This window comes from Micromonospora sp. NPDC048935 (genome assembly GCF_043197875.1).
In the GTDB taxonomy this organism is placed as follows: domain Bacteria; phylum Actinomycetota; class Actinomycetes; order Mycobacteriales; family Micromonosporaceae; genus Micromonospora.
The window spans coordinates 75,170-101,382 of record NZ_JBICTZ010000009.1 but is presented as its reverse complement, the minus strand read 5'-3'; the positions used below and the strand labels follow the sequence as shown (position 1 = coordinate 101,382).

Here is a 26,213-nt window from a genome sequence, read left to right as displayed (position 1 = left end):
TCGGGCCGGCGTCTACCGGGTGGTGCTCGCCACGGCGCGGGAGCGCCACAGCAGCCAGACGAAGTACGGTGCGCCGATCATGGCGGTGACCAGGCCGGCGGGGATCTGGGCCGGCGCGATGACGGTCCGGCCGAGGGTGTCGGCGATGCTGACCAGCGCCGCGCCGAGCAGGGCTGCCACCGGGAGCACCCGGGAGTGCCGCCCGCCGACGAGCGCCCGCGCGGCGTGCGGGGCGACCAGGCCGACGAAGCCGATGACCCCGACGGCCGAGACGGCGGTGGAGGTGAGCAGCGCCGCCGCGCCGAGCGCGATCAACCGGGTGCGTTCCAGCCGGACGCCCAGCACCCGGGGGGTGTCGTCGTCCAGGGCCAGCAGGTCGAGTTCGCGACGGGCGGCGACCACGGCCGGGGTGAGCACCAGCAGGGCGATCAGCACCGGCAGCACCTGGGTCGGCAGCCGGCCGTAGGTGGAGCCGGACAGCCAGGTCAGCGCCTTGCCGGTGTTCCACGGGTCGAAGGCGACGACCAGGTAGGTGATGACCGCCATGCCGCCCTGCCAGGCGCCGAAGCCGATCAGCACCAGCCGGTCGGAGCTGAGCCCGCCACGCCAGGCCAGGCCGTAGACCAGAGCGAACGCCAGCATCGCGCCGAGCCCGGCGACGCCGGAGACGGCCCACACCCCGGCCAGCGGCACGAAGGTGAGCAGGGAGACTGCGCCGAGCCCGGCGCCGGCGGTGATGCCGAGGATGCCGGGTTCGGCGAGCGGGTTGCGGCAGACCGCCTGCACGGTGGTGCCGGCGACCGCGAGCGCCGCGCCGGCCAGGACCGCCGCGGCGACGCGCGGCCACCGCTGGTCCAGCACAAAGGTGTACGCGGGCCCGGTGCTGCCGTTGACCCAGTTGACGACGTCGCCGAGCAGCACCCAGGTGTCACCGGCGAGCATGCCGACCGTCACGGCGCAGACGGTCACCACGGCGGTGACGGCGACGACGCCCCGGTGGTAGGCGGCGGAGCGGACGGCCGCGTGTCCACCGGACGGGCGGCGGGTGGGGCCGGCGTCGCGGTGCCGGCGCGCCAGCCAGATGAGGATCGCCGCGCCGAACAGGGTGGTGACCACGCCGGTGGGGATGTCCACCCCGGCCTGCCCACCCAGCACGGCGCGCAGCAGCACGTCCGAGCCGAGCACGATGATGGTGCCGGCGATGCCGGACAACGGCAGCAGGATGCGGTGCCGGTGCACCCCCGGCAGCACGGGGCCGAGCAGCCGGACGATCACCGGGGCGCACAGGCCGACGAAACCGACCGGGCCGGTGAGGGTGACGGCCGCGGCGGACAGCAGCACGGCCAGCACCAGGACGGTGAGCCGGGTACGCCGCACGTCGAGGCCGAGCACGGTGGCGGTGTCGTCGCCGAGGGCGAGGATGTCGAGGCGGTGCCCGAGCAGGACCAGCACGACGATGGCGCCGACGATGACCGGGGAGAGTTGGGTCAGCGCGGTCAGGTCGCTCTGCACCAGCGAGCCGTTGCCCCAGGCGAACAACCCGATGGTGGCCTGCTCGAACAGGAGCAGCAGCAGGGTGGTCACCGATCCGAGTGCCAGCGCGGTCGCCGAGCCGGCGAGGATCAGTCGGGTGGTGCCGGCCTGCCCACCGGCGGACATCGCCAGCACCAGGCCGGCGGCGGCCAGCCCGCCGCAGAAGGCGAGAGCGCCGGCGGGCAGCGCGGGCAGCGAGACGCCGAACGCGGCCACCGAGACGATCGCCAGGTGCGCGCCGGCGTTGACCGCGAGAGTGTCGGGGGAGGCGAGCGGGTTGCGGGCGATCGACTGCAACGCCGCGCCGGCGAAGCCGAGCGCCACGCCGATGGCGAGCCCGGCCAGCAGCCGGGGCAGCCGGGCGGCGAGCAGGACGCGGGCCGCCTCGTCGTCGGTGCCGGTGGCGAGCCGCAGCAGGTCCAGGGCGCCGACGTTCGAGGTGCCCTGGGTGAGGTGGACCGCGCCGACCACGAGCAGCAGCAGGGTCGCGGCGACGAAGACGACGGCGACGCGGGGCGCGGCCGGGGGTCCGCCCGGAGCCGGCCGGGTGGCCGGCTCCGGGCGTGGGGGTGCGCTCAGCACGCTCACACCGCGTACGTCTTGACGAGTTCGTTGATGTACTGCTTGCCGGACAGCGGCCCGCCGAAGGTCCAGATGCCGTTGGGCATCCTGTGCAGGTTGCCCTGCCGCACGAAGGGCAGCGACGTCCAGATGGCGTTGCCGGCGAGACCGTCGGCGAACACGTCGTCGCCGTCGGAGGCGCTGTAGAAGAGGCGCAGGTTCGGGTCCTTGAGCACCGTCATGCCCTCGACGTCGGTCTGGCCCAGGCCCCACACCTCGTCGGTCTTGCCGGTCCAGGCGTTGGTGAGGCCGAGCTGGATGCCGATCTGGGAGACCAGAGCGCCCTTGCCGAACATCCGGATGCTGACGGTGCTGCCCTCCTTCCAGCCGTCGGCGATGGCGAACGGCCGGCCGGCGGCACCCGCGTCGGCGATCTTCTTCCTGCCGTCGGCGATGGCCGTGTCGAAGTCGGTGAGCAGCTTCTGCGCCTCGGTGGTCCTGCCGACCGCTTTCGCGATCATGGTGAGGTCGGTACGCATCCGGCCGAGGTTGTCGGTGGCGTCACTGCCCTCGGCGACCACGACGGGCACGAACTTCTCCAGCTGACTCACCAGGTTGGCGCCCCGGTCGTCCTCCATCACCACGAGGTCGGGCTGGAGGGCGACGATCGAGTCGACGCTGGGCTCGCCGCGGGTGCCGACGTCCTTGACGCCCGGGTCGAGCTTCGCGGCGGTGACCCAGGTGCCGTAGCCCTTGGGGTCGGCGACACCGACGGGCATGACGCCCAGGCTGACAAGCATCTCGACCTCGCCCCACTCCAGCCCGACGACCTTCGTCGCCGGGGACCTGAGGGTGATCTGTTTGCCCCGGCCGTCGGTGAGGGTGACCGGGCCGCCGGCCGCCGAGGGGGAGGTCTCGGGGGACGCGGCGGTCTCGGTGGTGCCGCAGGCGCCGAGCGTCAGCGCGGCCACGACGGCGAGAAGGGCGGTGAATCGGGTACGGGTCATGACGGTCTTTCTTCTGCTGTGGACAGGGGTGTTCAGACCAGGGCGCGGATCTGGTGCCGCCCGACGGGGCGGGTGGTGACCAGTCCGCTGAGCGGATCGGTGGTCACCTCGATGCGGATCCCGTAGGTCTCGGTGAGGGCGTCCTCGGTGAAGACCGCGGCCGGGGTGCCGGTGGCGCGGACCCGGCCCTGGTGCAACAGGACCACCTCGTCCGCCACGGCGGCTGCCTGGTTGAGGTCGTGCAGCACGACGCCGACGGCGACGCCGTGGTCGTTCGCGAGGTCGCGGACCAGGTCGAGGATCTCCACCTGGTAACGCAGGTCGAGAAACGTGGTGGGCTCGTCGAGGAGCAGCACCGGGGTGTCCTGGGCCAGGCAGGTGGCCAGCCAGACCCGCTGCAACTCGCCTCCGGAGAGTTCGTCGACGGGGCGATCGGCCATCGCGGCGACGCCGGTGACGTCAATGGCACGGGCGATGGCGGTCCGACCGTGCGGGTCCTCGGCGCGCCAGCGCCCCCGGTAGGGGTGGCGGCCGTACCCCACGACGTCACGGACGGTGACCCCGTTGGGCGCCGGCCTGCTCTGGGCGAGCAGGGTGACCCGCCGGGCGAACTCCCGGGCCGCGAGGCTGGCGGCCGTGACGCCGTCGGCGAGGTGCACGGTTCCGGCCTCGATCGGGTGCAGCCGGGCCAGTGCCCGCAGCAGGGTGGACTTGCCGCTGCCGTTGGGCCCGACAAGTGCGGTCACGGCACCCGCGCGGAGGTCGATCGCGGCGCCGTGCACCACCGGCACGCCGTGATAGCCCAGGTGGAGGTCGACGCCGGACAGGCTGCGCTCCCCGTTGACCGACGCCAACTCGTTCTGCATGAGGTTAGGCTAACCTAACCAAATGATGGCCTGTCAAGTCGGTCGCGAGGCCGTGGCCAGCCTGGCTGACCGGTGGGCGTCGGGTCCGTGCGCGCGTGGGGGATGCTGGGTCCGTGCAGATCACCACCCTCGGCCCACTCGCCGTCGACGGCCGACCCGTTCGGGGTGAACGGCTCGCGACGGTGATCCGCACCCTCGCCGACGCGCGAGGGCGGGCGGTCTCCACGAGCCTGCTCGTGGACGCCGTCTGGGACGGCACGCCGCCCGACGACGCGACAGGCGCCGTCCAGGCCCTGATGTCCCGGGTGCGTCGTCTCGGGCTGCCCGTCGTCGCGGTGCCGGGCGGCTACCGGCTGCCCGCCGAGGAGGTCACCGTCGACGCGGTCGAGGCGCGGGCGCTCGTCGACCAGGCGCGGACCGCGCTCCACTGTGGCGACGCCCGTGCCGCCCGCGGCCTGGCCGATCAGGCGCGCGCCCTGTTCCCCGCGGTCCCGGAGCTGGTCACCAGCGAGGACACCCGCCTGTTCGCGGATGTCACGGCGCTGCGCGCGCAGGCGGCACTCACCGGCGTGGGTGCGTTCGACGAGGCCGACCTGAGCCGGCTCGTCGCGCGTACGCCCCCGGACGAGCCGTCGGCCGCCCTGCTCGTCCGGGTGCTCGCCGCCCAGGGCCGCGAGGCGGAGGCGCTGGAGGTGATCGAGCGCCTCCGGGCCGAGCTGGCCGACCGGTACGGCACCGACCCGTCGCCCGTGGTCACACAGGTCCACCTGGCGCTGCTGCGTGGCGAACTCACCGCCCCGCCCGTCGCCGCGGCGCCCCGGCAACCGCTGCGGATCGCGTTGCCCGCCGCCTGGCGTCGGCCGATGACCGCCCTCGTCGGCCGGGAACGCGACGTCGACGCCGTCGCCGACGCGCTCGCCGAGACACCCGTGGTGACGATCGTGGCGACCGGTGGCGCGGGCAAGACCCGGCTCGCCGCCGAGGTGGCGAGACGCGCCGCCGCGGCCGGGCGGTCGGTGCGCGTGATCGAGCTCGCCGGCCTGCGCTCACCCGAGGAGGTGCTGCCCACGGTGCTCGCCGCGCTGGGCGGTGCGGACACCACGGCGACCGGCGCCAACCTGGGCCTGGAGCGGCGGGTGCTCAGCCCCGAGGCGCGGCTGCGCGCCGTGGCACCGGACCTCGACGGGCTGCTGGTGCTGGACAACTGCGAGCACGTCCTCGACGCGGTGGCAGCCGTCGTCGCGGACCTGGTCGCGGTGACGTCCCCGGAGGTCGCGGTGCTCGCCACGAGCCGGGCCCCGTTGGGGCTTGCCGGCGAACTGGTGCACCGGCTGACCGCGTTGCCGGACACTGACGCGCTCGCGCTTGTCGAGTCCCGGGCGAGAGCCGGCGGTGCGGTGCCGACCTGGGACGCCGAGCGGGTGCTGGCCCTGTGCCACCGCCTCGACAACCTGCCGCTGGCACTCGAGTTGGCCGCCGCGCGGCTGCGGCACATGCCGATCGACGACGTGCTCGCCGGGCTGACCGACCGGTTCGCGCTGCTCGACGACGCCCTACGCGGCCTGCCGGAGCGGCACGCGAGCCTGTGGGCGTTGGTCGACTGGAGCAGGGAACTGCTCGCCGTGGACGACCGCGAGTTGCTGCAACGGGTCGCGGTCATCCCCGCACCGTTCACCGCCGACCTCGCCGCCGCGGTCGCGCAGACCCCCGACGTGCGTCGCGGCCTGGCGAGCCTTGTCGAACAGTCACTGTTGACCCTTGTCGAGGGGGACGGTCCGCCGCGTTACCGGATGCTCGAAACGGTTCGCGAGTACGGCGAAGCCCGGCTCGACGCGGCGGGTGCCCGGGAGTTGGCCATGACCGGCCTGGTCGGATGGGCGCGGAAGGAGGCCGTCGCACTCGCCGGCCGCTTCGTCGGCCCCGACCAGGTCGACGCGCTGCACCGCTGCGCCGCCGAGCAGGACAACCTGGTCGCGGGCCTGCGGTGGGCACTGGGACAGGACGACGAGCCCGCCGCGATCGACGTCACCACCGCGCTGTTCCACCTCTGGTCGGTGCGGGGCCTGCACCTTGAGGTCCTCGCCTGGGCGCGCGGGCTGCTGCACGTCGACGACCCGGGGCGACGACCGCGATCGGCGATCCTGCGGGGGGCGGCCAGCGGTCGACCACTGCCCAACGCCGACCGACTCGCCTGGACCTGCGTGGTGATCAGCGTGAACGCCGGCATCAGCGCCGATCTGCGGTCCGCGGTGCTCGCCCGGCGGGCGATGCGAACGGTCCTGGCCGAACGGCCCGCCGAGGTGTCGTCCCGGCTGACCGCCCTCGCCTCGGCGTTGCCCGGCTTCGACGCGTCCGACCTGGAGCGGAGCATGAAGACCGCGGCCGAGATGATCGCGCACCCGGACCCGTACGTGCAGGGGCTCGGGCTGTTCGCGCGCGCCGCGGTACGGGAGAACGGCGGCCTGCCGCAGGAGTCGATAGGTGACGCCGAGCAGGCGTACCACCGCTTCGAGGCCGCCGGTGACCACTGGGGCATGGCGATGGCGGCGGGCGCCGTCGGGCAGTTCCTGGTCCCGAGCGGGGACGCCCGGGCGGCCGAGTGGCTGCGGCGCAGCGTGCAGCACATGGAGTTGGTCGGCGCCGCACAGGACGCGCGGTCGATCCGGGTCCGGCTGGACGTGCAACTCGCCCTCAGCGGTGACGCGGAGGCGGAACGGCGACTGGGCGAGACGGCCGCGTTGGGCCAGGCGGAGCAGATCGACGCCGCGCAGGCGCTGCTCGGCCTGGCGCACCTCGCCTGGCAGCGCGAGCGGTACGACGAGACGCTCGCCTACGCCGACGAGGTGACGCGTGTTCTCGCCGGCTGGGTCGGGCCGCAGCCGCAGCCGCGCGTGATGCTCCGGGCCACGGCGGCGATCATCTACCTGCGGGTGGCCCAGGCCGGGCGGGTGTCGGGCAACGACGTCAACCTCCAGGCGGCCGGGATGCTGTCGCTCGCCCGCGACGATGCGCTGACGTCGCGGGACCTGCCGGTGATCGGGGCGTGGGCGTCGGGCGGCGCGGAACTCGCGGCCTACCGGGGTGACGTCGACGCCGCCCGCGAGTTGGCCATACTCGCGAAGCGGATCGGCACCCAGATCGAGATGTTCTTCCCCTTCGAGAACGGCGAACGGCTCAACGCCATCCTCGGGACCGAGGAGCAGCGTGAGCCGTTGCTGGCCGCGTGGCGTGAGCGGCCGGTCGCCGCGGCGGTCGCCCGGATCCGCGAGTTGATGGACGACCTGCTCGCGTAGGTCAGATCTTCTTGCGGTACGCGCGCAGCGCCAGCGGCATGAACACCGCCACGAAGCCGGCGCACCAGGCGAGCGTCCACCAGACGTGGTTGCCGAGTGGGGTGCCGAGGAACAGTCCGCGTACCGACGCCACCAGGTGGGTCATCGGGTTGACGTCCACGAACGCCTGCATCCAGCCGGGCAGGGTGTCGGCGCCGACGAACACGTTCGACGCGAAGCTCAACGGCATGATCAGCGCGAACATCACGCCCTGCACGGCACCCGCGGTGCGCACCTTCATCGACACCAGCACCGGCAGCCAGCTCAGGCAGAGCGCGAACAGCACCGCGAGCAGGCACCCGGCGATCGCCCGGAACAGGTCGGTCTCGATCCGGAAACCCAGCACGTAGCCGATCGCGAGGGTCGACACGGTGACGATGACGTACCGGACGACATCGCCGAGAACCGCGCCGACAAGTGGTGCGGAGCGGGGGATCGGCAACGACCGGAACCTGTCGAAGATGCCCTTGGCGATGTCGGTGTTGAGGTTGACGCCGATCGCGATGGCGCCGGTGGCGATCGTCTGCGCCAGGATGCCGGGCAGCAGGAACTGTAGGTAGTCGTGGGTCGATCCGGCGACCGCGCCGCCGAAGACGTACACGAAGATGATGAGGAACAGCACCGGTTGCAGCGTGACGTCGATGAGTGCCTCGGGCGTACGCCAGGTCTTGATCAGGCTGCGCTTGGCGAGCGCCAACGAGTGCCGGACCAGCCGGAACGGCCGCGGGTTCGGGGCCGTTGTCGACAGTGCGCGGCTCTTCGTGGGTGCCGTGTCGATCAGGGTGCTCATGCCGCGACCTCCGTGGGGCGGGTGGTGTCGTCGTCGGATGCCGTACGCCCGGTGAGGGTGAAGAACACCTCGTCGAGGCTCGGCAGGTGCAGGGAGAGTTCGGTGACCGCGATGCCGGCGGCGGCGAACCGCGCGACGCTCTCGGTCAGGGCCGCGTCGTCGGTGACCGGCACCGCGAGCACGCCCTTGCGGATCTCGTCGGCCTGCGAGCCGGAGCCGACCTGGGTCAGGATCTCCGCGGTACGGGGCAGTTGCGCCGCGTCGGAGGGCCGGACCTCGAGGGTCTGCCCGCCGACCACCCGCTTGAGCCCGTCCGGTGTGTCGTGCGCGATGACCCGGCCGTGGTCGATGACCGTGATCGCGTCGGCGAGCGCGTCGGCCTCCTCCAGGTACTGGGTGGTGAGCAGGACCGTCGAGCCGTTGCCGACAAGCGAGCGGACCACGTTCCACATGTCCTCGCGCTTGGCCGGGTCGAGTCCGGTGGTCGGCTCGTCCAGGAAGATCACGTCGGGGGAGCCGACGAGGCTGGCGGCCAGGTCCAGCCGCCTGCGCATGCCGCCGGAGTAGGTCTTGGCCGGCCGGTTCGCGGCGTCGGTGAGGTCGAACCAGTCGAGCAGCTCGGCGGCCCGCTTCCGGGCACCGGTGCGCCCCAGCTCCAGCAGGGTGCCGAACAGTTCCAGGTTCTGCCGCCCGGTCAGGTCCTCGTCGACCGAGGCGTACTGGCCGGTGAGCCCGATGCTCTGCCGAACGCGCTCGGCGTCCCGTACCACGTCGAAACCGCCGATCCGGGCGGTTCCACCGTCCGGGGCCAGCAGGGTGGACAGGATGCGTACGGCGGTGGTCTTGCCGGCGCCGTTGGGGCCGAGCACCCCGAGCACCGTCCCACGGGGAACCGCGAGGTCCACGCCCTGTAGCGCCCTCGTCTTCCCGAACGTCTTCACGAGGCCCTCGGCCTCGATCACCAGGTCAGCTGTCATGCGCCCACCCTGCACGGGTCGGCTGACACCGCCCCGACACGCCACCGACACCGGCTGACACCAGCGGTTCCGGCCCCGGCGGTTCCGGCCCCGCGCGGTGATCGACTCGACTTTGCGAAAGACGCGGTATCCACCCGCCCGCGACACCGCGACTTCAAGAAAACCGAGTCGATCAAGCCGCGTGCGCACGGACCAGGGTCAGGCCGCCGGACCGTCCGTGTTCCGGATCATCTGCCGGAGCACCTTCAGGGCTGTCACGTAGTCGGCGTCGTCGATCCCGTGGTGAATGCGGGCGCGGATCGCCGGAGCGTGCTGCTTGATGGTGAGGCGAGCCGCCTCGCCCGCCTCGGTGATCCAGAGTCGCTGCTTGTCGTCGCGCGTGAGCCAACCCCGATCAAGCAGAACACCGGCCTCGGCCTCCAGATCGTCCTCGGACCTCAGGTAGGTGCTCATCGCCATCTCAAGCTCCGGAATGGTCATGCCGTGACCGTCGGGTGAGATGTCGTTGCCCGACAGGTTACGGAGCAACCAGAACTGGGGCTGGGTGAAGCCGAAATCGGCGTACCGGGCCCGCGTGAAGGCGATGAGCGCCTCGTAGGCCACGCCGGTCCAGTACGCGGCGGGCTGGGTCGCGAGTTCGACGTCGGACAGGCGCTGGGTTGCCACGGGTGCCTCCTGGGAGTGTTCGACTGAGCGCGACCCTAGAACCTCAAGTCATGTTGAGGTCAATGACGAGACCGGCTGTTCCCGTGCACGAGCGCTACGGCGTAGGTTGCGGAAGTGACAAGGAGCGAGCGAATCGCGGACCAACTGGACCGGCACTGGCAGAAGAACCTGCGGCCGCGGCTGGACGGTCTTGCCGATGAGGAGTACTTCTGGGAGCCGGTGCGTGGCTGCTGGAGCATCCGTCCACGTGGCACGTCGCCCGCACCGATGTCGGCAGGGCCGGGGGAATGGACGATGGACTCCGCGTCCCCTGACCTGGTGCCCGCGCCGGTGACCACGATTGCCTGGCGGCTGGCGCACATCATCGTCTCCTGCCTGGGCTATCGGGTCGAATGGCACTTCGGCGGCCCGCAGGCCGACTCACTCGCCTACGCGGGGACCGCCGCGGAGGCGCTGGAACAGCTCGACGAGATGTACGGCAGATGGAACGCCGGGGTCCGCATGCTCTCGAATGCCGACCTGGAGAACCCGCCCACGGTGGGTCCCGAGCGGTTTCCCATGGAGGGCATCGTCCTGCACGTCAACAGGGAGCTGATCCACCACGGCGCCGAGATTTCCCTGCTGCGCGACCTCTACCGCTGGCAGGACGGAGCGTGACGCCCCGATGGGCGACTGTCTACAGGTGAAGGAGGGCCCGATGGGCCGCACGGTGTTGAGCATGAGCGTGTCGTTGGACGGCTTCGCCGCCGGCCCCGACGTCACCCGCGAACAACCGATGGGCAGGGGCGGCGAGCGGCTGCACGAGTGGCTGTTCCAGGCTGACGGGGATCGTGGTGTGGCGGCTGACGGCGTCGCACCGGTCGGGGTCGACGCCGCGCAGGTACGAGAGCGTCACGCCACGACCGGCGCCGTGGTGATCGGCAAACGGACGTTCGACGTCGGTGTGGACCTGTGGCAGGACACTCCGTTTCCGGTGCCGTGCTTCGTGGTCACTCGCGAGTCACGCGACCCGTTGCGGATGAAGAGCGACGTCTTCACATTCGTCGACGACGGGCTCCACAGCACTCTGCGCCAGGCGCGACAGGCAGCGGGCGACCGGGACGTCCTCGTCATGGGTGGCCCCACCACCGGACGGGAGTTCGTCAGGGCCGGGCTGGTGGACGAGATCCACCTCCAACTAGTACCGGTGCTCCTCGGTGCCGGCACGCGCCTGTTCGACCACCTCGGCACCGCCCACATCGAACTGGAACGCGTCGCGGTGATCGAATCACCACACGTCACGCACCTGCGTTTCCACGTCCCGAGGTGACCGCTCGGCGTCGGCCGGCCCGCAGTGCGGGCTCGACGTCCGCCGCGCAGACCGGCCGGCGCTCGCCTGGCCACGCCGATCGTCGAGGGCGCGATATGCTGGCGGCGGCAGCGCGCCTGCCCGCGCCCGATGTGGTGGCCCACGCCCGACCGCATGCTGGGGCCAAGAGTCTCCGACTCCGCGCCGTTGTGTCGACTTCCGGCGTGCTCGCCACGTCGCCTGCTCGGTGGAGTGCGTGGGGCTGCACCGGAGGCGTCATGTCTGATCATCAACCACGGCGGACCCCAAGCCCGGGCCGTGCCCGCAGGCGCGCCATCCGGGAGCACGCGGCCCGGACCGGTGTCGCCTACTCGGTGGCTGCCCGCCACCTTGAGTCGGTGGGTCTGCGACCGGGCGAAACCCTCGCCACGTACGGGCGGACGATCTATCCGATCGGGTTCGATCCGCACCGCCAACTGCTCGTCGAACGCCGTGAGCGGCGGTCGTTCGAGGAGCGGGTGTCGGACACCAGGCGTGCCGCGGTCCTGCCTCGTGGCCGCGCGCGGCACCTCGCCGAGCGCTTCCCACCCAGCCGTGGGCGTACGGGCAGTGGGGTGGGAATGCTCTACCACGGCGAGGGCCGGGTGGAACTGCTCGCGATGCTGTACATCGTGATCGCGGCCGAGTCGCCGGGGCTGCTGCCCGAGGTGGGGGATCTCGCCTGGATCGCGGAGCTGGGCGAGGACACGGCGCTCGACACGGCCTGCGCCGAAGTCGACCGCGAGGCCCGCCGACTACTCGACCAGGAGCCGCTGGGGCTCTGGTCGAGCATCCAGAAGGCGCTGGACATCGCCGGACACAGCGCGGACGGGCAGGTACGCCAGGAGGCGATCCGGCAAGCCGCGCTCCTGCACACGATGATGACGCCACGCCTGGGGTACGCGGGTGAGCCGTACGTGGAAGGGTTGCCGGTCGTCGGTGCCCGCCAGACCCTCGACGCGCTGCTCATCGTCGCCGACGACGGACACGCGCCGGGCACCCGGGTACGCTCGCGCAGGTCGCCGGACGACGCGGGGTTGGCCACGATCATCGGTGCCACGTGGGGGTCGTCGGGTCCGCCGGTGGGTTATCTCGTGTGGCCCGACGCGGCGGCGGCGCCGCTGTCGGCCCGCGCCGACGACCTGATCGTCCTGGCCGATCAGGAGCCGCTGCCTCGGTGAGCTGCTGATCGACTCGACTTCCGCGAAACACGCGGTATCCAGATGCCCGCGACACCCCGACATCAGGGAAACCGAGTCGATCACGCACACAGGACCGGCCCAGGAGGCGGCCCGCTGCTCCGCTCTGCGCTGCGTCCCGGCGCGGACCGGCCGGGCTCCTGGGGAGGGAGCCCGGCCGGTGGGGTCGACGCCGTCGTAGCGCTGTCCGGAGCGCAACGGGGGGCGTGCTGCGGCGGAACAGCTACGTACGGCGCGACCGCTCTCCGCGCGGTGGTCCGCCCGCTCAGCTCGGCAGACGACCCCGCGTGGAGACGAAGTGGTACGACATGACGGCGAACCCGGGGTCACGGACCAGCCGCCGGAAGGCGTGCAGTTGGTCGGGCGACAGCCCCGCGGCGAGCAGGTCCGGCTCCAACTGCCGGGAGTTCGTCTCGTAGAGCGACGCCCCGGTCGAGCCACCGGCCCAGCTCTGCGAGTGGGTGATGGTGTCCAGCTCGGTGAGGCCGGCGAGGGCCATCTCGCTGTGCACGTCCTGCGCCCACCCCAGGTCTGCGCCGTGGTCCTCCAGGACACCCATCATGGCGTCCATGACCTGCGCGAAGAGCTTCGCGGCGTCGTCGGTCGGCGCGGTCAGCACCCGCGGCAGCGCGGTGCAGTCGAACTCCTCGACCACCAGCCACCCGCCGGGAGCCAGTGCGCCGGTGAGCGTCCGGAGGACCCGCCGTCGATCGGGAAGGTGCAGCAACACCAACCGGGCGTGGATCAGGTCGTACGCGTCCCCCGGTGGCGGTTCGGTCCGCACGTCGTGCCGGCGTACCTGCAGGTTGCCCTCCGCGCGGAGGTGCGTGGGGTCGATGTCGGTGGCCAGCACGTGGCCCTCGTCGCCGGTCGCGCGGGCGATTCTGCGGGCCATCGAGCCGCCACCCGCCCCGACCTCCCAGCAGGTCGCGCCGGGTCCCAGCACGGGGCGGGCCAGGCGACGCGTCGTGATCGGATCCAGGAAGGACTCCAGCGCGTGCATCTGGGCGACGGCGTCGGGTGCGCCGTTGTCGAACGTGTACGCGCCATCGCTCGTAGCGGTTGTCATGGGTGTCTACCTCTCCGAGAAGGGTGACTACGGGGTGTCGGCCCAGAGCCGTGGTGCCGCCCGGTTGGGTGGGGGTGCCGGGGCGGCGGCGACGCTCAACATCGCCGCGAGCGGCGCCGGATCGACGCGGGCTTCGGCCGTCGGTCGGTCGTAGACCACCCGGCCGTACTCCAGCACCGCCACCCGGTCGGCGATCTCGATCGCGTGCTGGAGTTGCTGCTCCACGAGCAGCACGGTCAGGCCGTCGGCGGCGAGACCGTTGACGAGTTCACGGACCCGCGCCGCCAGATCGGGTGACAGGCCCTCACACGGTTCGTCGAGCAGCAGCACCCGTGGTTGGCCGAGAAGCGCGCGGGCTATCGCCAACATCTGCTGCTCGCCGCCGGAGAGTTCGCAGCCACGGTGTCGCAGCCGCGCCGCCAAGCGGGGCAGCAGGTCGAGGGTGCGGGCCACCGTCCAGCCCTCGCCACCGGGGGCGGCGGCCCGCCACGGTGCGGCCGCCAGGTGCAGGTGCTCGGCCACCGTCAGTCGGGAGAACACCCGCCGGCCCTGCGGGACGAGACCGACGCCGGACTGGGCGACGCGGTGTGGTTGTCGGCCGGCCACGTGCACACCGCCGATCTCGATGCGACCGCTGGAGGCCCGCACCAGCCCGGCGATCGTGTGCACGAGAGTGCTCTTGCCCGCACCGTTGCGGCCCACCACGGCCTGGATGCTGCCGGGACGCACCCGCAGGCTGACCTCGTGCAGCACGATCCCACCGCCGTAGCCGGCGCACAGGCGATCCACCGACAACATCAGGCCACCCCGTCGGCGTAGGCCCGCCGCACCAGCGGCGAGGAGCGGATCTCGTCTGGCGTCCCGGCGGCCAACGTCCGACCGTCGCGCAGCACGGTCACCGTGTCGGAGAGGGCGTACACCAGGTCCAGTCGATGTTCGACGAGGAGCACGGCGACCGCCCGGGGCAGCGCCCCGAGCACCTCGACCAGCCGACCGACCTCGATGGCGGACAGCCCGGCGGCCGGTTCGTCCAGGAGCAGCAGGCGGGGGCGACCGGCGAGGGCCATGGCGATCTCCAACTGGCGTCGTTGCCCGTGTGCGAGGTGCCCGGCGGGCACCGCCGCGACGTCGGTGAGGCCCATCTGGTCCAGCAGCCGGCCCGCCCGGTGGTGCGCGACGCGGCGACGTCCGCCGGGCCACCAGCGGCGCTCCGCGATGACCCGCGGCAACGCCGCGACCACGACGTTCTCTGTGGCGGTCAAGGTCGTGAAGACCGCCGGACGTTGGTGGATGCGGTTGATGCCCCGTCGGGCGCGGGCCGCCGGCCCGAGCCGACCGACGTCGCGCCCGGCGAGGCGCACGGTGCCGCGCTGCGGTCGCGTGGACCCGCCGATCACGTTGAGCAGGGTTGTCTTGCCGGCGCCGTTCGGGCCGATCAGGGCGTGCCGCTGGCCGTCGTGGACGCACAGGTCCACGCCGTCCAGCGCGGCGAGCGACCCGTACCGCACGCGGACGCCCTCGGCGCTGAGCAGGCAGGTCATCGGTGTAGCTCCGGGATCGTGGCCCGCTCAGCGGTGGCGGGCTGGTGCGACCTGGCCGTCGGCGGACGCCGCCGGCCCCGGGCCCGGATGCCGCCGCCGGGCAGCAGGTAGACCGTCGCCACGAACAGCAGCCCCAGCACCAGCGGCGCGTGGCCGGGCAGCACCCCGAACAACCAGTCCCGCACGGCGATGACCAGCGCCGCGCCCACCAGGGCACCGCCGACCGAGGCGGTGCCACCGATGACGACACCGAGCAGCAGCAGCGCGGACGTGTCGAAACCGAAGTCGGCGGGGGAGATGTACTGCTGGGCGACGACCAGGAGCGAGCCGGCGGCACCGGCTATCGCCCCGGCGGCCACGTGCGCGCCGGAGACGTAGAGCGACACCCGGTGACCACTGGCCCGCAGCCGCGTCTCGTCGTCCCGGCCGGCGCGTAGCAGCAGCCCGGCCCGGGTCCGCAGCAGCACCAGCACCGCGCCGACGAGCGTGGCCACGACGACCAGGGCGTACAGGTAACGCGCCCGGTCGCTGGCGAGCGGCGGGAGCCCCCAGAACGGGCGGACCGCCGCGATGCCGGCCAGCCCGTCCGTGCCACCGGTCACCGACCGCCACCGGCCGAGGACGGTGACGGCGAGTTCACCGATGGCCAGGGTGATCATCAGGACGACCACCCCGCGGGCGTGTACGACGAGGGGCACGGTGAGTGCGGCCAGCACCGCCCCGGCGGCCGCCGCGACGGCGACCTGCACGGCCCCGACGTCGGAGATCCGGCTGCCCACCACGGCGCAGGCGTAGGCGCCCGCCGCGTACGGCGCGGTCTGGCCGAGGGTGGGCATGCCGGCGACGCCGGTGAGCAGGGCCACGCTCACCCCGACCAGGGCCAGTGCCAACGTCCGGGCCAGGATCGCCGTGGTGTAGTCGTCGACCACCCAGGGCGCCACGACCAGGCCGACCAGGACGAGTGCCGCGATGCCACCCCGCGCCCGTCGGAGCACCTCGCCGCTCATGCCGCCCTCCACCTGCCGGCCAGGCCGCGGGCCCGCACGGCGAGCACCGCCGCCATGGCGGCGAACAGCAGGAACGGCGCGGCGGACGGCAGCAGCGCCACCCCGAGCGTCTGGATCTCGCCGACCGCGAGCGCCGCCAGCAGGGTGCCCCCCAGCGACCCGAGACCGCCGAGGACGACGACCACCAGGGACAGCAACAGGACGGTGTCGGCGGTGTCCGTGCCGGGCCCGATGATCGGCGCGCCCAGGACCCCGGCCGCACCGGCCAGCGCGCCGGCGGCGGCGAGCACACCGGCGCGGATCCGTGCGGGGCTCACGCCCAGACAGGCGACCATCTCCGGGTCGTCGACGGCCGCGCGGACCAGCATCCCCGCCCGGGTGCGCCGTACCACCAGGTAGAGCGCGACGGCGAGCACCGCCGCGACGACGATGAAGACCAACCGGTACGCGGCGTAGCGGTGCCCGGCGACCACCACCGAGCCCTCCAGGACGGCGGGCACCCGGACCTGCGGATCGTCGGGCCCGAAGCCGGCGACGAGCAGGCTGCCGCCGGCCAGTGCCACACCGAACGTCAACAGCGCCTGACTCAGGTGGTTGCCGGTGGCGACCGGCGTGAGCAGCCCGGCCAGCAGCACCCCCGCCGCGGTGGCGGCCAGCACGCCGACCACCAGCGCCAACGCCAGGCTGACCCAGCCACCGTCGAGCAGCGCCGCGGCAGCGTACCCGCCGATCGCGTAGAGCAGGCCGTGCGCCAGGTTGAGGATGTTGGCGACGCCGAAGCAGAAGACCAGACCCGACGCGGCGACGAACACGAGCAGCCCGTAGGCGACCCCGTCCAGCGCCGGGATCAGGTACGGGTCGATCCGATTCAGGCCGGCCGCCACCGCGATCACCGGCCGACGGTCGCGAGGTCACCCACGACGGTGTTGGACAGCGCGCGGCCGTCCTGGCGGACCTGCCGCAGATACCACTTCTGCACCGGTGAGTGCGTGGTGGTGGAGAACTGCCAGGTGCCGCGCGGGCTGGCGATCTGGCCGAGTTGGCCGATGGCGGTGTTGATGGCCTCCGGAGTCGGGTTGCTCCCGGCCGCGCCGACCGCCCGGTCCAGCACCGCCGCCGCGTCGTACGAGGCGAGCGCGTAGGTGGTCGGTGAGCCGTCGTGCTTGGCCTTCCACGCGGCCACGAAGGCGCGGTTCTCCGCGTTGTCCAGGTCGGGGGAGTAGTTGAGCACCGAGTAGATGTCCCGCGCGGCCTCGCCCTGCGCGTTGAGCACCCCGCCCTCGGTGAGGAACCCGGCGGCGTACAACGGGATGTCCTTGATCTCGGACTGCGCGTACTGCTTCACGAAGTCCACGGCGGCGCTGCCGGCGTAGAACGTGTAGACGGCCGCCGCGCCGGATGCCTTGATGCGAGCGAAGTACGGGGTGAAGTTGGTGGTGGCCGGGAACGGGGTGAAGGTGGTCTTGCCATCGGCGTTGGCGAGCTTCCCGCCGATCTTGCCGAACGCGTCGGTGAACCCGCGCAGCTCGTCCCAGCCGCCCTGGTAGTCGGGGCCGATCGCGTACACCGAGCCCTGCACGTTGTCGCGCACGTGCTGGGCGATCGCGGCACCGGGCTCGTCGGAGAGGTACGAGGTGTGCCAGACCCGGGAGACGTCCTTGAGCTCCGGTCGCCCGTTGGAGCCGACAAGCGGCACCTTGGTCTCGTCGAGCAGGGGGGTGACCCCGGCGACCGAGCCGCCACCGACGATGCCGGTGAGCGCCGCCACCCGGTCCTGCTTGAGCAGCTTGGTCGCCGCCGGCACCGCGGTCTGGGCGCCGTTGCCCTCGTCGGCGACGACGAGGTCGACCTGTCGACCGCCGAGTTTGCCGTCGTGGGTGTCCAGGTAGAGCTGGAAGCCGTCGCGGATCTCCGTACCGACCGCCTGGTACGTCCCGGACAGCGACGCGAGCAGGCCGATCTTTATCGAGCCGCCGGCGCTCGGACCCGGCGCGTCGTCGCCGCAGGCCGTGCTGGCGGTCAGGACGACCGCGAGCAGGGTGGCGGCCAGGGCATGGCTGCGCCGAAAGGTGGTGTGAGGCATGTCTTCTCCAGGGAAAGTGGGTCTCCGGCGTGGGGGCGCCGGGGCGGTCAGCGGCTGCGGGCGAGTGCCGCCCGGGCCGCGGGGGTCAGGGCGTCCCCGATCCGGTTGGCCAACTCGGTCATCTCGTAGGAGACCTTGCCGACGTCGCACTCCGGTGCGGCGAGCACCAGCAGCGAGGCGCCGTCGTTGAAGGCCATCGAGAACATGAACCCGCCCTCGAGCTGCGTGACGTTGGAGATCACCGCGCCGGCGTCGAAGAAGGCCGCCGCGCCGCGCAGCAGGCTGACCAGCCCGCTACCCGTGGCGGCCAACTGGTCGGCCCGGTCCGGGGGCAGGTCGCGGGTGGCGGCCACCATCAGGCCGTCACTCGAGATGGCGATCGCATGGCTGACCTCGCTCGCGCGCGCGGCGAAGTTGTCCAACAGCCAGCCGAGGTCCTGTTGGTCGCTCACATGGTCTCCTGTCACGTCAGGTGTTGCCGAGGTTGATCGGGGTGCGCCTGCGGTTCGCCACACCCCGCGCGTACGCGGCCATCGCCGACGCCACCTGGGCCGGGTCGCGGTACTCGGACCGCTGCCGCTGCTGGGGCACTGTCACGCCGCCGGGCACGAGATGCCGTTGCGGCTCCCGTTTGGGCAGGCCGGAGGTGGTGGTCGTGGCGACTTCGGGGGCGTGTGCCTGGGCGGCGGTGCGCCAGGCGTCGTCGGCGGGGCTGGACCACTCCCGGTCGTCGGCGCCGTCGGCGACATCTGCCTGGAACCAGTGGTTGACCTGCTCGAAGATGAGTAGCTCCTCGGTGGGCGCGTCACCCCGGTCCGGGGGTGGGGAAGTCGGTCGGAACACCGGCGCCGCCGGCAGGGCCCGCTCGGCCCGCGCCGCCGGCAGCGTCCGCTCGGCCGGCGGGCGTCCCGCGGTGGGCTCGGGGCGCGGCTGGTACGGCGGAGGTGGGCTGGCCGTCCGTGCCGCCCGCCGGGACAGCCGGCCGGGTGCGAGCAGGTACTCCTCCGGTGGCAGCGACCGGATGATCGCCGCCGGCAGCGTCGCCTCGGCGAGGGTGCCACGTCGGGGACCTCGTCGCAGTTGGACGGTGGCGCCCAGCCGCTGTGCGAGCTGCCCCACGACGACCAGCCCCATCGCCCGTACGGCCGCCACGTCGATGGCCGGTGGGTGGGCCAGGATCTCGTTGAGCTGCTGCATCCGCTGTGGGGACAACCCCATGCCCTCGTCGCTGATCTGGACGATGACGCGGTCGCCCAGGCTTCGACCGCTCACCCAGGTCTCGCTGCCGGGCGGCGCGTACGTCGTCGCGTTGTCCATGAGTTCGGCGAGCAGGTGCACGACCTCGTCGACGGTCTTCGCCGCCACGGCGACGTCCCCGTCGATCATGCCGAGCCGGATCCGCGCGTAGTGCTCGATCTGGGACAGCGCCGCCTGGAGCACCTGTTGCAGGGGGACGTCGCGCTGGCGTACGCGGCCCACGCCGACGCCGCCGAGCACCAGCAGGCTGGCGTTGATGCGTCCCATCCGGGTGGCCAGGTTGTCCAGCGTGTACAGCTGGTGCAGGCGGTCGGGGTCGGTCTCGTCCCGCTCGACCAGGTCGACCTGGGCCAGCACCGCGTCGACGAGCCGCTGTTCGCGGCGGCTCAGGTGGATGAAGATGTCGGCGGTGTTGGCGCGCATGACCGCCTGCTCGGCGGCGGTCCGCACGGCGGCCTGGTGCACCGCGCTGAACGCCTGGCCCAGCTCCCCGATCTCGTCGTCGCTCGACGGTTCGAGGGCGGCGGTGGACTGCTGGCGGGCCAGCCTGTCCGGGTCGACGGCGGCGCTGCCCGGCTGCTGGAGCTGGGCCACCACGGCGGGCAGCTGTTCGAAGGCCACGGCGTTGGCGGCGTCCCGGAGACGACGCAGCCGCCGGGTGATCTGCCGGGCGACGGCCCAGGTCACCAGCGCGGTGAGCAGCAGTGCCAGCAGGACACCCGCCGCCTCGGCCACGGCCCGGCGACGCTGGTCGGCGTGCGCGGCCCGGACGTCGTCGCGGACCGCCGCGTCGACCCGCGCGCGCAGGTCGGCCAGGCGGGCCGCCCGCGCCTGTGTGGTGGACACCCAGTCGGCGGTCTCCAGTTGCAGTCGCGACCCCGGTTGGGCCCGCGACACCTCGTCCTGCATCCGTTGCAGCGCGAGCGCGTCCTTGCCGGTGCCGGCCTGCTCCCACCAGAGGCTCCACTCGGGCGGTGCCAGGGCCAGGAACGACAGGCTCGACTCGGTGTAGCTGGTCCGGGCCGCCGTGATGTCCTGCTGCGTGGCGGGGGTCAGCTCGCCGCCCGCGACCGCGCGCAGCACGGCGACCTGCTGCTGACCGATCGCCTCCGCCGTCTTCGACAGCGCCGCCGAGGCCCGGATGCCGTCGGCGAGCTGGGCGTCGACCACGCCGTGCGAGACGTTCTCCCGCAGGCTGATCAGGTCCGCGATGGCGATCCGGTAGCTGAAGGTCATCGCCGACACCGAGGCGTGCGCCGCCGTACGGACCTGGGTGCGCAGCGGGGCGAGGCTGGCCAGGGCCGCGTCGATGCGGTGCAGGAGGGCCCGGTTGGTGCCGGCGTCGGCGGACAGCCGGTCCCGCTGTGTGCGATAGCGCGTGACGGCGTCGTCGGTGGCGGCCAGCTCCGCGCCGTAGGTGTCCTGCTGCTCGGGTGCGGGATAGGTGAGCAGGTCGGCGGCGGCGATACGTTCGCGTTGCAGCCGGTAGGCCAGATCACCGGCCTCGGCACCGACCTGCGCGAGGATCCGCAGGTCGCTGGCACGTGCGGTCTGCCGCGCGCTCTCGGTCAGCGCGAGACCGGCGAAGCCGATCACGGCGACGAGTGGTGCCGCGACGATGAGGCGCATCCGCCCGGCTATCTTCCAGCCGCGTCGGCGGGTCGGGTAGGGTCTGGCCGCGTGGGACCTGGTGCTCGACGCCAAGATTGACTCCCACGAATCGTCGATGACGGTCTATCCGCACGTTGCCGAATGCAAGTCCCATTCGGCCGGAAGCCGCGCTCGTAGGCCAGACCTGGCCGTGGTACAAACTGCCCGTACCAGCATCTGTACCCAATGTCAGCGGCCGATGACACCGCGAGACGGGTCGGGGCGGGTGGGGTCAGCGCCTGTCGTCGAGGGGGTCGGCCGGCGGGTGCCGCCGCTGGGTGTCGTCCGGGTCGGCCGGCCCGTTGAGCACCTGACCGATCAGTTCCCGCAGCTCATCGATCGCGTCCACCACGGCTGCCGGGTCGCGCGCGTCGCGCCGGGCACGCTGGCGCGGCACCGGCCGGTCCAGCGAATCCGGCTCCGCGGCGCGCGGGCCACGGCGGCCGTCAGCCGCCAACTGCTCGGCCGCCACCTGCGGCCACAGCGCCGCGAGCCGCCCGCCGGTGCCGAGCACGTCGTCGCAGCGCAGCGCGAACTCGTGGCTGCCGAACCGGCGACCCGACTCGACCGCCGCGACAGTCTCCCGGCTGAACCGCACCAGATCCGCCAGGGCCCGTTGGGTCAGGCCCCGTTGGATGCGGCAGTCGCGCAACTCCCAGCGGAACCGCTCACTGGCCGCAGAGTGCGCAGAGCTCGACGGGGACGTGTGCTCCATGCGCTCACCTTCGCGGCTACGGGAATCAGCAGTGGACGCCAGATCGGGATATGGCAATGAGCTGAACATTCATAGGGGGCAATTCTTAACCCAGGATGCGATGGGTGTGAAGACGTTCGCCGACCCGGATGTCGAGAACAGCGCGAAAGACGCCCCCCGGACCCGTGCCGAGTCGCGCCGGTGCGGCCGGCGACGCGATCGGTCGCGTACCCGCTCCCTGCGCAGGTGGTGGTTCGCGCCGTCCACGGTCAGGCGACGCGGGCCTCGGCGGGCGCCGCCGGGACGTCGGCGGGCCCGGTGACATCGGTGGTCGCGAGCAGTGTGTGGTGCGAACGAAGCGCGACGTTGGGCTTGTATGAGCGCCGTTGTTCGGCAGCCAGCCGTAGGCCGGGAATGGTTTCGGCGAGCCTGGTGAGGGCGATCTCGGCCTCAAGCCGCGCCAGTCCCGCACCGATACAGAAATGGGGGCCGTGGCCGAATGACAGGTGATTTCCCACATCCGCCCGTTGTGGATGAAACTTCTGCGGATCGGCGAAGACCGCGGGGTCACGGTTCGCCGCGCCGATCAACAGCAGGCAGCGGGCCCCCGCGGGAATCGTCACCGATCCCAGCGTGACGTCTCGGCTGGTCACCCGGAGCCAGCCGTCGATGGCGGGCGCGAACCGGAGCGTCTCGGCGACGAACGCGGGGACGGCCCCCGGGTCCGCGGCGATCGTCGACCAGTGCCGCGGACGGGACAGGGCCTGGTCGAGAGCGTGCGCGAGCAGGCCGGCGGTGGTTTCGTGGCCCGCGACCAGCAGGTTGAAGGCCAGGCTCGCGACCTCGGGCACCGTCAGCACCGTGTCGTCGCCATCCCGGTAGGCCAGGGCGCGGCCGATGAAGTCGTCGCCCCGGTGTCCACCGTCCACGCGCTGGCGGACCAACTCCTCGCAGTAGTGCCAGAAGTCCAGGAGGCCCTGCGCCAGACGCACCTGCTCGGCCTCGTCCGGTTGCCCCCAGAGCAGGGCGATCTGACCGTCCGCCCAGCTCCGGATCCGCGCGATGTCGGCATCGGGCACCCCGAGGATGTCCAGGACCACCAGCAGGGGAAGCTCGGTGGTGAGCTCCGCGACCAGATCGACCCGCTCACCCTGGCGGGCGGCGAGCCGGGCCACCAGCTCGTCGACCCGCCGCCGGACGATCGCACCGTACTCGGCCTCGACGCGCTCGGCGGTGCTCGCGAAGGCCGCCCGGAGGGCCCGGCGCGTCCGGGGGTGTGCCGGTGGGTCCGCGGCGGCCGTGGTGGGTGGTGCGTCGAGCCGCATGAGCACGTTCATCGCCGCCGGGCACACCTCGTAGACCGGGGCGAGGGTGAGGGCGTTGGCGAACGTCGTTGCGTCGGCGAGGGCGCGGCGGACATCGGCGTGTCGGCTGATCAACCACAGGCCCAGATCCTCGGCGTAGTGCACCCCGTCGGGGTCGTCGAGAATACGCCGCCAGATGCTTGCCGGATCGGTGAGATAGGCCCCGGTGAACGGATTCAGCCGCATGGAACGCCTCCTGGTGAACGCGGCGCGGAAACCGGCAGCGCCCCCATTCGGCGATCCACGTCAGTTGGGCCGATAATGGCGCTCATCTGCCTCAGGCTCTTTACGGTGCGCCGAGTGGCCGCGCAAGTCAAGATTGGTCACCATCTATTTATTGGTGGTGTGATTGCGTGTTGCAATGGGCGGGCGGGGTCGGCCGGGTGCAAGTTGCGGCGCGGTCCTTGCCGTCGGGCCGGCCCGGTCGACACCCCGTCCTGATGTCGCCGACGACGAGTCGAGCGGGGATGGCCAGCGCGCAAACCGACCAGGACCGACTGTGGAATAGACCCCCGCGCCGCCTCCTGACCGGAAGAACGACCTCCGGTACGGCGGGTGACGCGGCGTCCGGTGGCCGGCTCCCGCGGGTGCGGTCGTACCGACGACGGCGGCCGCACGTCGCGGGGCGCGCCAACCCGTGCCGGCGCGCCCCGCGACGTCCTACCGTGACGACCCGGCCGCGTACGAGGTCAGGGTGCCCACGGGGTGGCGAGGGCCCAGGTGCTGTCGGCGGTCCACAACGTCGGCGTGTTGTACGCGTCGCCGCCGGTGCCGTTGCTGAGCCAGATCTCCGAGTCGTAGTGCCGCAGGTACCTGCCCCGGAAGTTGTACGACTCCAGCGACACGCCCGTGCCGGTCAGGCCGACGCGTGCGCACCAGGTGGCGTCGGCACGCAGGAGCGCCGAGCCGTCGTCCGGCGAGTTGCGGACCCGCGAGTTCTGGTGACGCAGGTACTGCCCGGGAAAGTTGACCGACTCGAACGAGTAGCAGCCGGCATCGGCCAGGCCGGCCCGGATCGTGTAGGTGGCGTCGGCCTTGAGCAGGCTGGGGCTCGCGGCGTCGACCACGTCGGTGTAGGCCAGGCTGTCCCGGTGGCGCAGGTAACGGTCGGTGAAGCCGGGCGTGGTCACCTGCAACGACCGGCGGGTGTCGACCGGCAGGGCGACCGGCGCCGAACTGCCGATCGTCCTCGACGCGTTGATCAGGGTGGTGTTGGCGGCGCGGACCCGCGCCTGGTCCATCTTGACCACCTGCCGGTCGTAGGTGAGGAACCCGTTCAGCTCCCCCTCCAGGTCGGTGATCTCGGTGTAGATCGAGGCGCTCAACCCCTTGCCCAGCATCAGGTTCTGGCTGCCCTGCACCAACCCCACGTAGCGGTCCGTGAGCGCGGTCGGCGTGCTCTGCCACTCGTAGGCGAAGAAGCCGCCGCTCGGGCTGTACTCGTGCCCCGGCGTGTGCAGACCCAGGCCGCCGAACTCGCCGAGCACGGCGATCCGGCTGCTCGACGGCACGGGCGAGTCCGGTCCGAGGTAGACGTGCCAGTCGTCGATGTCGCCGTTGCCGGGGTTGCCGAGGGACTGGCAGCAGTTGTGCCCGCTGTGCGGGTTGACCAGGCGGGTCGGATCCTGGTTCTTGATGTTCTGGGCGACCCGTCGGGTGTCGGCGAGGGATCGTTCACCCCAGCCCTCGTTGTAGGGCGTGTACGCGATCACGGCGGGCGAGCTGCGATGCTCGTCGACGATCTCACGTGCCTCGGTCTCGAACTGCGCCTGCTGGGCGTCGGTGGGGTTGATGTCCTGTGCGGTCAGCGACGGGATGTCCTGCCAGACAAGTAGGCCGAGCCGGTCCGCGTGGTAGAACCAGCGCTGTGGCTCGACCTTGATGTGTTTGCGCACCATGTTGAAGCCCAGATCCTTGTGCTTGCGCAGGTCGAAGGCGAGGGCGGCGTCGGTCGGCGCGGTGTAGAGCCCGTCCGGCCAGAAGCCCTGGTCGAGGGTGCCGACCTGGAACACGAACTGGCCGTTGAGTTTGGGGCGCAGCACGCCGCCGACCAGGCCGGTGGTGATCTCCCGCATGCCGAAGTAGTGCAGCGTCCGATCCACCGTGGCGCCACCGCTGTTACGCAGCGTGATCCGAAGGTTGTAGAGGAACGGGTCGTCGGGCGACCAGCGGCGCGCGTTGGGCACCGGCACGCTGAAGTCGGTGAAACCGCCGGCCGCCGATCCGACCACGGTGCTGCCGTTCAGGGCCTCGGCGAGCACGCTGTGGCCGCTCACCTCGCCCCGGGTGAAGACCCGGACCCGCAGGGTGTTGGTGGCGAGATTCGGGCGGACGTCCACGCTGCTGATGGAGGCGACGGGCACCGGTTCCATCCACACCGTCTGCCAGATGCCCGAGCTGGGGGTGTAGAAGATCCCGCTGGGTGTCTTGGTCTGCTTGCCGATGGCGGGCAGGCTGCCGTTCTGGCGGGTGTCGGTCGGATCCCAGACCTTGACGACGATCTCGTTCACCCCGGCGGTGAGCTGGGGCGTCACGTCGAAGGTGAAGGCGTCGTAGCCGCCGGTGTGTGCGCCGACCCGGCCACCGTTGACCCAGACGGTGCTCTGCCAGTCGACGGCCCCGAAGTGCAGCAGGGTCCGCCGGCCCGCCCAGTTCGCCGGGATGGTGACGGTGCGCCGGTAGAACAGGTAGTTGCGGTTGTCGTTGGCGGCTCGCTGGATGCCGGAGAGGGCGCTCTCCACCGGGAAGGGCACGTTGACCCGCTCGGGCAGGTTGGTGCCGAACTGCGGGGCGTCGTCGGTGGCCGACTGGCGTAGCTGCCACTCGCCGTTGAGATTGAGCCAGTCCGGTCGGGTCATCTGTGGCCGCGGATACTCCGGCAGTGGCGTGCCGGCCAGGGCCTGGCTGGTCCAGGGGGTGGTCAGTGGCGGTGTCTTGGCCGGTGCGGCGTGCGCCGGCGGGGCTGGCGCGGCGAGGACGCCGGCGACCAGGGCGATGACGAGTAGCAGCGGCAGGGCGGGGCGGATGGGGACGTGTCGTGTCATGCCGTCTCCGGGGACGAGTCGCCCCGGGTGGTGCAGCCAAGCCCGGAGCGCGTGGGCGGTGGGCATCGGGGAGCGTTGACGAGGGACGGCGTCATCGACGGATGCCGGTGGGCTGGCCACGCGCCGAGGTCGACACGCGCATCAGCATCCATCACTGCTTGTGCACCGTTATAGGGCCGTGGTGCCCCTGTCGTCAACGCTCGTGCGCCGGGCGGCCGGGGCTCGGCGACGCGCCGCCGCGAGATC

At 72.2% G+C, this 26,213-nt stretch carries 21 protein-coding genes; 4 read left to right on the top strand and 17 right to left on the bottom strand.

Annotation, left to right across the window (positions count from 1 at the left end):
- Nucleotides 1-12: 12 nt before the first annotated feature.
- Genes ACGFIW_RS24120 through ACGFIW_RS24110 form a run of 3 tightly spaced genes read right to left on the bottom strand, consistent with a single transcriptional unit; the run spans nt 13 to nt 3,967 of the window.
- Nucleotides 13-2,112: an iron ABC transporter permease gene (locus ACGFIW_RS24120; RefSeq protein ID WP_393320116.1), complete on the bottom strand. Its 2,100-nt coding sequence runs from the start codon at nt 2,110-2,112 to the stop codon at nt 13-15.
- 5 nt (nt 2,113-2,117) lie between these two features.
- Nucleotides 2,118-3,101 (bottom strand): ABC transporter substrate-binding protein, encoded by a 984-nt coding sequence (locus ACGFIW_RS24115; protein ID WP_393319716.1) that lies wholly within the window; start codon nt 3,099-3,101, stop codon nt 2,118-2,120.
- 32 nt (nt 3,102-3,133) lie between these two features.
- The gene (locus tag ACGFIW_RS24110) at nt 3,134-3,967 is read right to left on the bottom strand and encodes an ABC transporter ATP-binding protein (RefSeq protein WP_393319713.1); all 834 of its coding nucleotides are present in this window, start codon (nt 3,965-3,967) and stop codon (nt 3,134-3,136) included.
- A 113-nt stretch (nt 3,968-4,080) separates the two neighbouring features.
- Here ACGFIW_RS24110 and ACGFIW_RS24105 point away from each other — a divergent pair, with 113 nt between their 5' ends.
- Complete coding sequence (locus ACGFIW_RS24105; protein WP_393319711.1) at nt 4,081-7,260, top strand: BTAD domain-containing putative transcriptional regulator; 3,180 nt, start codon at nt 4,081-4,083, stop codon at nt 7,258-7,260.
- 1 nt (nt 7,261) lies between these two features.
- Here ACGFIW_RS24105 and ACGFIW_RS24100 read toward each other — a convergent pair whose 3' ends face one another.
- The 3 genes from ACGFIW_RS24100 to ACGFIW_RS24090 all read right to left on the bottom strand — a co-directional run bounded on the left by ACGFIW_RS24100 (nt 7,262) and on the right by ACGFIW_RS24090 (nt 9,732).
- Nucleotides 7,262-8,089 (bottom strand): ABC transporter permease, encoded by an 828-nt coding sequence (locus ACGFIW_RS24100; protein ID WP_357521887.1) that lies wholly within the window; start codon nt 8,087-8,089, stop codon nt 7,262-7,264.
- Nucleotides 8,086-9,066 carry an ATP-binding cassette domain-containing protein gene (locus tag ACGFIW_RS24095; RefSeq protein WP_393319709.1) on the bottom strand — a complete coding sequence of 327 codons (981 nt, stop codon included), beginning with the start codon at nt 9,064-9,066 and terminating at the stop codon, nt 8,086-8,088. The genes ACGFIW_RS24100 and ACGFIW_RS24095 overlap by 4 nt, the downstream gene beginning before the upstream one ends.
- A gap of 198 nt (nt 9,067-9,264) precedes the next feature.
- Complete coding sequence (locus ACGFIW_RS24090; RefSeq protein WP_393319707.1) at nt 9,265-9,732, bottom strand: MarR family transcriptional regulator; 468 nt, start codon at nt 9,730-9,732, stop codon at nt 9,265-9,267.
- Nucleotides 9,733-9,846: 114 nt separating this feature from the next.
- Here ACGFIW_RS24090 and ACGFIW_RS24085 point away from each other — a divergent pair, with 114 nt between their 5' ends.
- The 3 genes from ACGFIW_RS24085 (at nt 9,847) to ACGFIW_RS24075 (ending at nt 12,240) form a co-directional block, all read left to right on the top strand.
- A complete protein-coding gene (locus ACGFIW_RS24085; protein WP_393319705.1) occupies nt 9,847-10,389 on the top strand; it encodes a DinB family protein in 543 nt (180 codons plus the stop codon).
- A gap of 40 nt (nt 10,390-10,429) precedes the next feature.
- Nucleotides 10,430-11,041 carry a dihydrofolate reductase family protein gene (locus ACGFIW_RS24080; protein ID WP_393319703.1) on the top strand — a complete coding sequence of 204 codons (612 nt, stop codon included), beginning with the start codon at nt 10,430-10,432 and terminating at the stop codon, nt 11,039-11,041.
- 377 nt (nt 11,042-11,418) lie between these two features.
- Complete coding sequence (locus tag ACGFIW_RS24075) at nt 11,419-12,240, top strand: hypothetical protein (protein WP_393319700.1); 822 nt, start codon at nt 11,419-11,421, stop codon at nt 12,238-12,240.
- A gap of 283 nt (nt 12,241-12,523) precedes the next feature.
- Here ACGFIW_RS24075 and ACGFIW_RS24070 read toward each other — a convergent pair whose 3' ends face one another.
- The 11 genes from ACGFIW_RS24070 to ACGFIW_RS24020 form a co-directional block, all read right to left on the bottom strand.
- Nucleotides 12,524-13,327, bottom strand: coding sequence for a methyltransferase (locus ACGFIW_RS24070; protein ID WP_393319698.1), 804 nt, complete (start codon nt 13,325-13,327; stop codon nt 12,524-12,526).
- Between the two features lie 27 nt (nt 13,328-13,354).
- Complete coding sequence (locus tag ACGFIW_RS24065) at nt 13,355-14,125, bottom strand: ABC transporter ATP-binding protein (protein WP_393319696.1); 771 nt, start codon at nt 14,123-14,125, stop codon at nt 13,355-13,357.
- The gene (locus ACGFIW_RS24060) at nt 14,125-14,868 is read right to left on the bottom strand and encodes an ABC transporter ATP-binding protein (protein ID WP_393319694.1); all 744 of its coding nucleotides are present in this window, start codon (nt 14,866-14,868) and stop codon (nt 14,125-14,127) included. Before ACGFIW_RS24060 ends, ACGFIW_RS24065 begins: the two co-directional genes overlap by 1 nt.
- Nucleotides 14,865-15,875 carry a branched-chain amino acid ABC transporter permease gene (locus tag ACGFIW_RS24055; RefSeq protein ID WP_393319691.1) on the bottom strand — a complete coding sequence of 337 codons (1,011 nt, stop codon included), beginning with the start codon at nt 15,873-15,875 and terminating at the stop codon, nt 14,865-14,867. Before ACGFIW_RS24055 ends, ACGFIW_RS24060 begins: the two co-directional genes overlap by 4 nt.
- Nucleotides 15,872-16,768: a branched-chain amino acid ABC transporter permease gene (locus ACGFIW_RS24050; protein ID WP_393319688.1), complete on the bottom strand. Its 897-nt coding sequence runs from the start codon at nt 16,766-16,768 to the stop codon at nt 15,872-15,874. Before ACGFIW_RS24050 ends, ACGFIW_RS24055 begins: the two co-directional genes overlap by 4 nt.
- On the bottom strand, nt 16,765-17,958 hold the full coding sequence (locus ACGFIW_RS24045; RefSeq protein WP_393319686.1) for an ABC transporter substrate-binding protein: 1,194 nt from the start codon (nt 17,956-17,958) through the stop codon (nt 16,765-16,767). Before ACGFIW_RS24045 ends, ACGFIW_RS24050 begins: the two co-directional genes overlap by 4 nt.
- A gap of 47 nt (nt 17,959-18,005) precedes the next feature.
- Nucleotides 18,006-18,410 carry a roadblock/LC7 domain-containing protein gene (locus ACGFIW_RS24040; RefSeq protein ID WP_088989969.1) on the bottom strand — a complete coding sequence of 135 codons (405 nt, stop codon included), beginning with the start codon at nt 18,408-18,410 and terminating at the stop codon, nt 18,006-18,008.
- 16 nt (nt 18,411-18,426) lie between these two features.
- Nucleotides 18,427-20,844 carry a nitrate- and nitrite sensing domain-containing protein gene (locus ACGFIW_RS24035; protein WP_393319683.1) on the bottom strand — a complete coding sequence of 806 codons (2,418 nt, stop codon included), beginning with the start codon at nt 20,842-20,844 and terminating at the stop codon, nt 18,427-18,429.
- 253 nt (nt 20,845-21,097) lie between these two features.
- Nucleotides 21,098-21,580 carry a helix-turn-helix transcriptional regulator gene (locus ACGFIW_RS24030; RefSeq protein ID WP_393319681.1) on the bottom strand — a complete coding sequence of 161 codons (483 nt, stop codon included), beginning with the start codon at nt 21,578-21,580 and terminating at the stop codon, nt 21,098-21,100.
- A gap of 248 nt (nt 21,581-21,828) precedes the next feature.
- Complete coding sequence (locus ACGFIW_RS24025; protein ID WP_393319677.1) at nt 21,829-23,109, bottom strand: cytochrome P450; 1,281 nt, start codon at nt 23,107-23,109, stop codon at nt 21,829-21,831.
- A 503-nt stretch (nt 23,110-23,612) separates the two neighbouring features.
- On the bottom strand, nt 23,613-25,967 hold the full coding sequence (locus ACGFIW_RS24020; protein WP_393319674.1) for an AbfB domain-containing protein: 2,355 nt from the start codon (nt 25,965-25,967) through the stop codon (nt 23,613-23,615).
- Between the last annotated feature and the right edge of the window lie 246 nt (nt 25,968-26,213).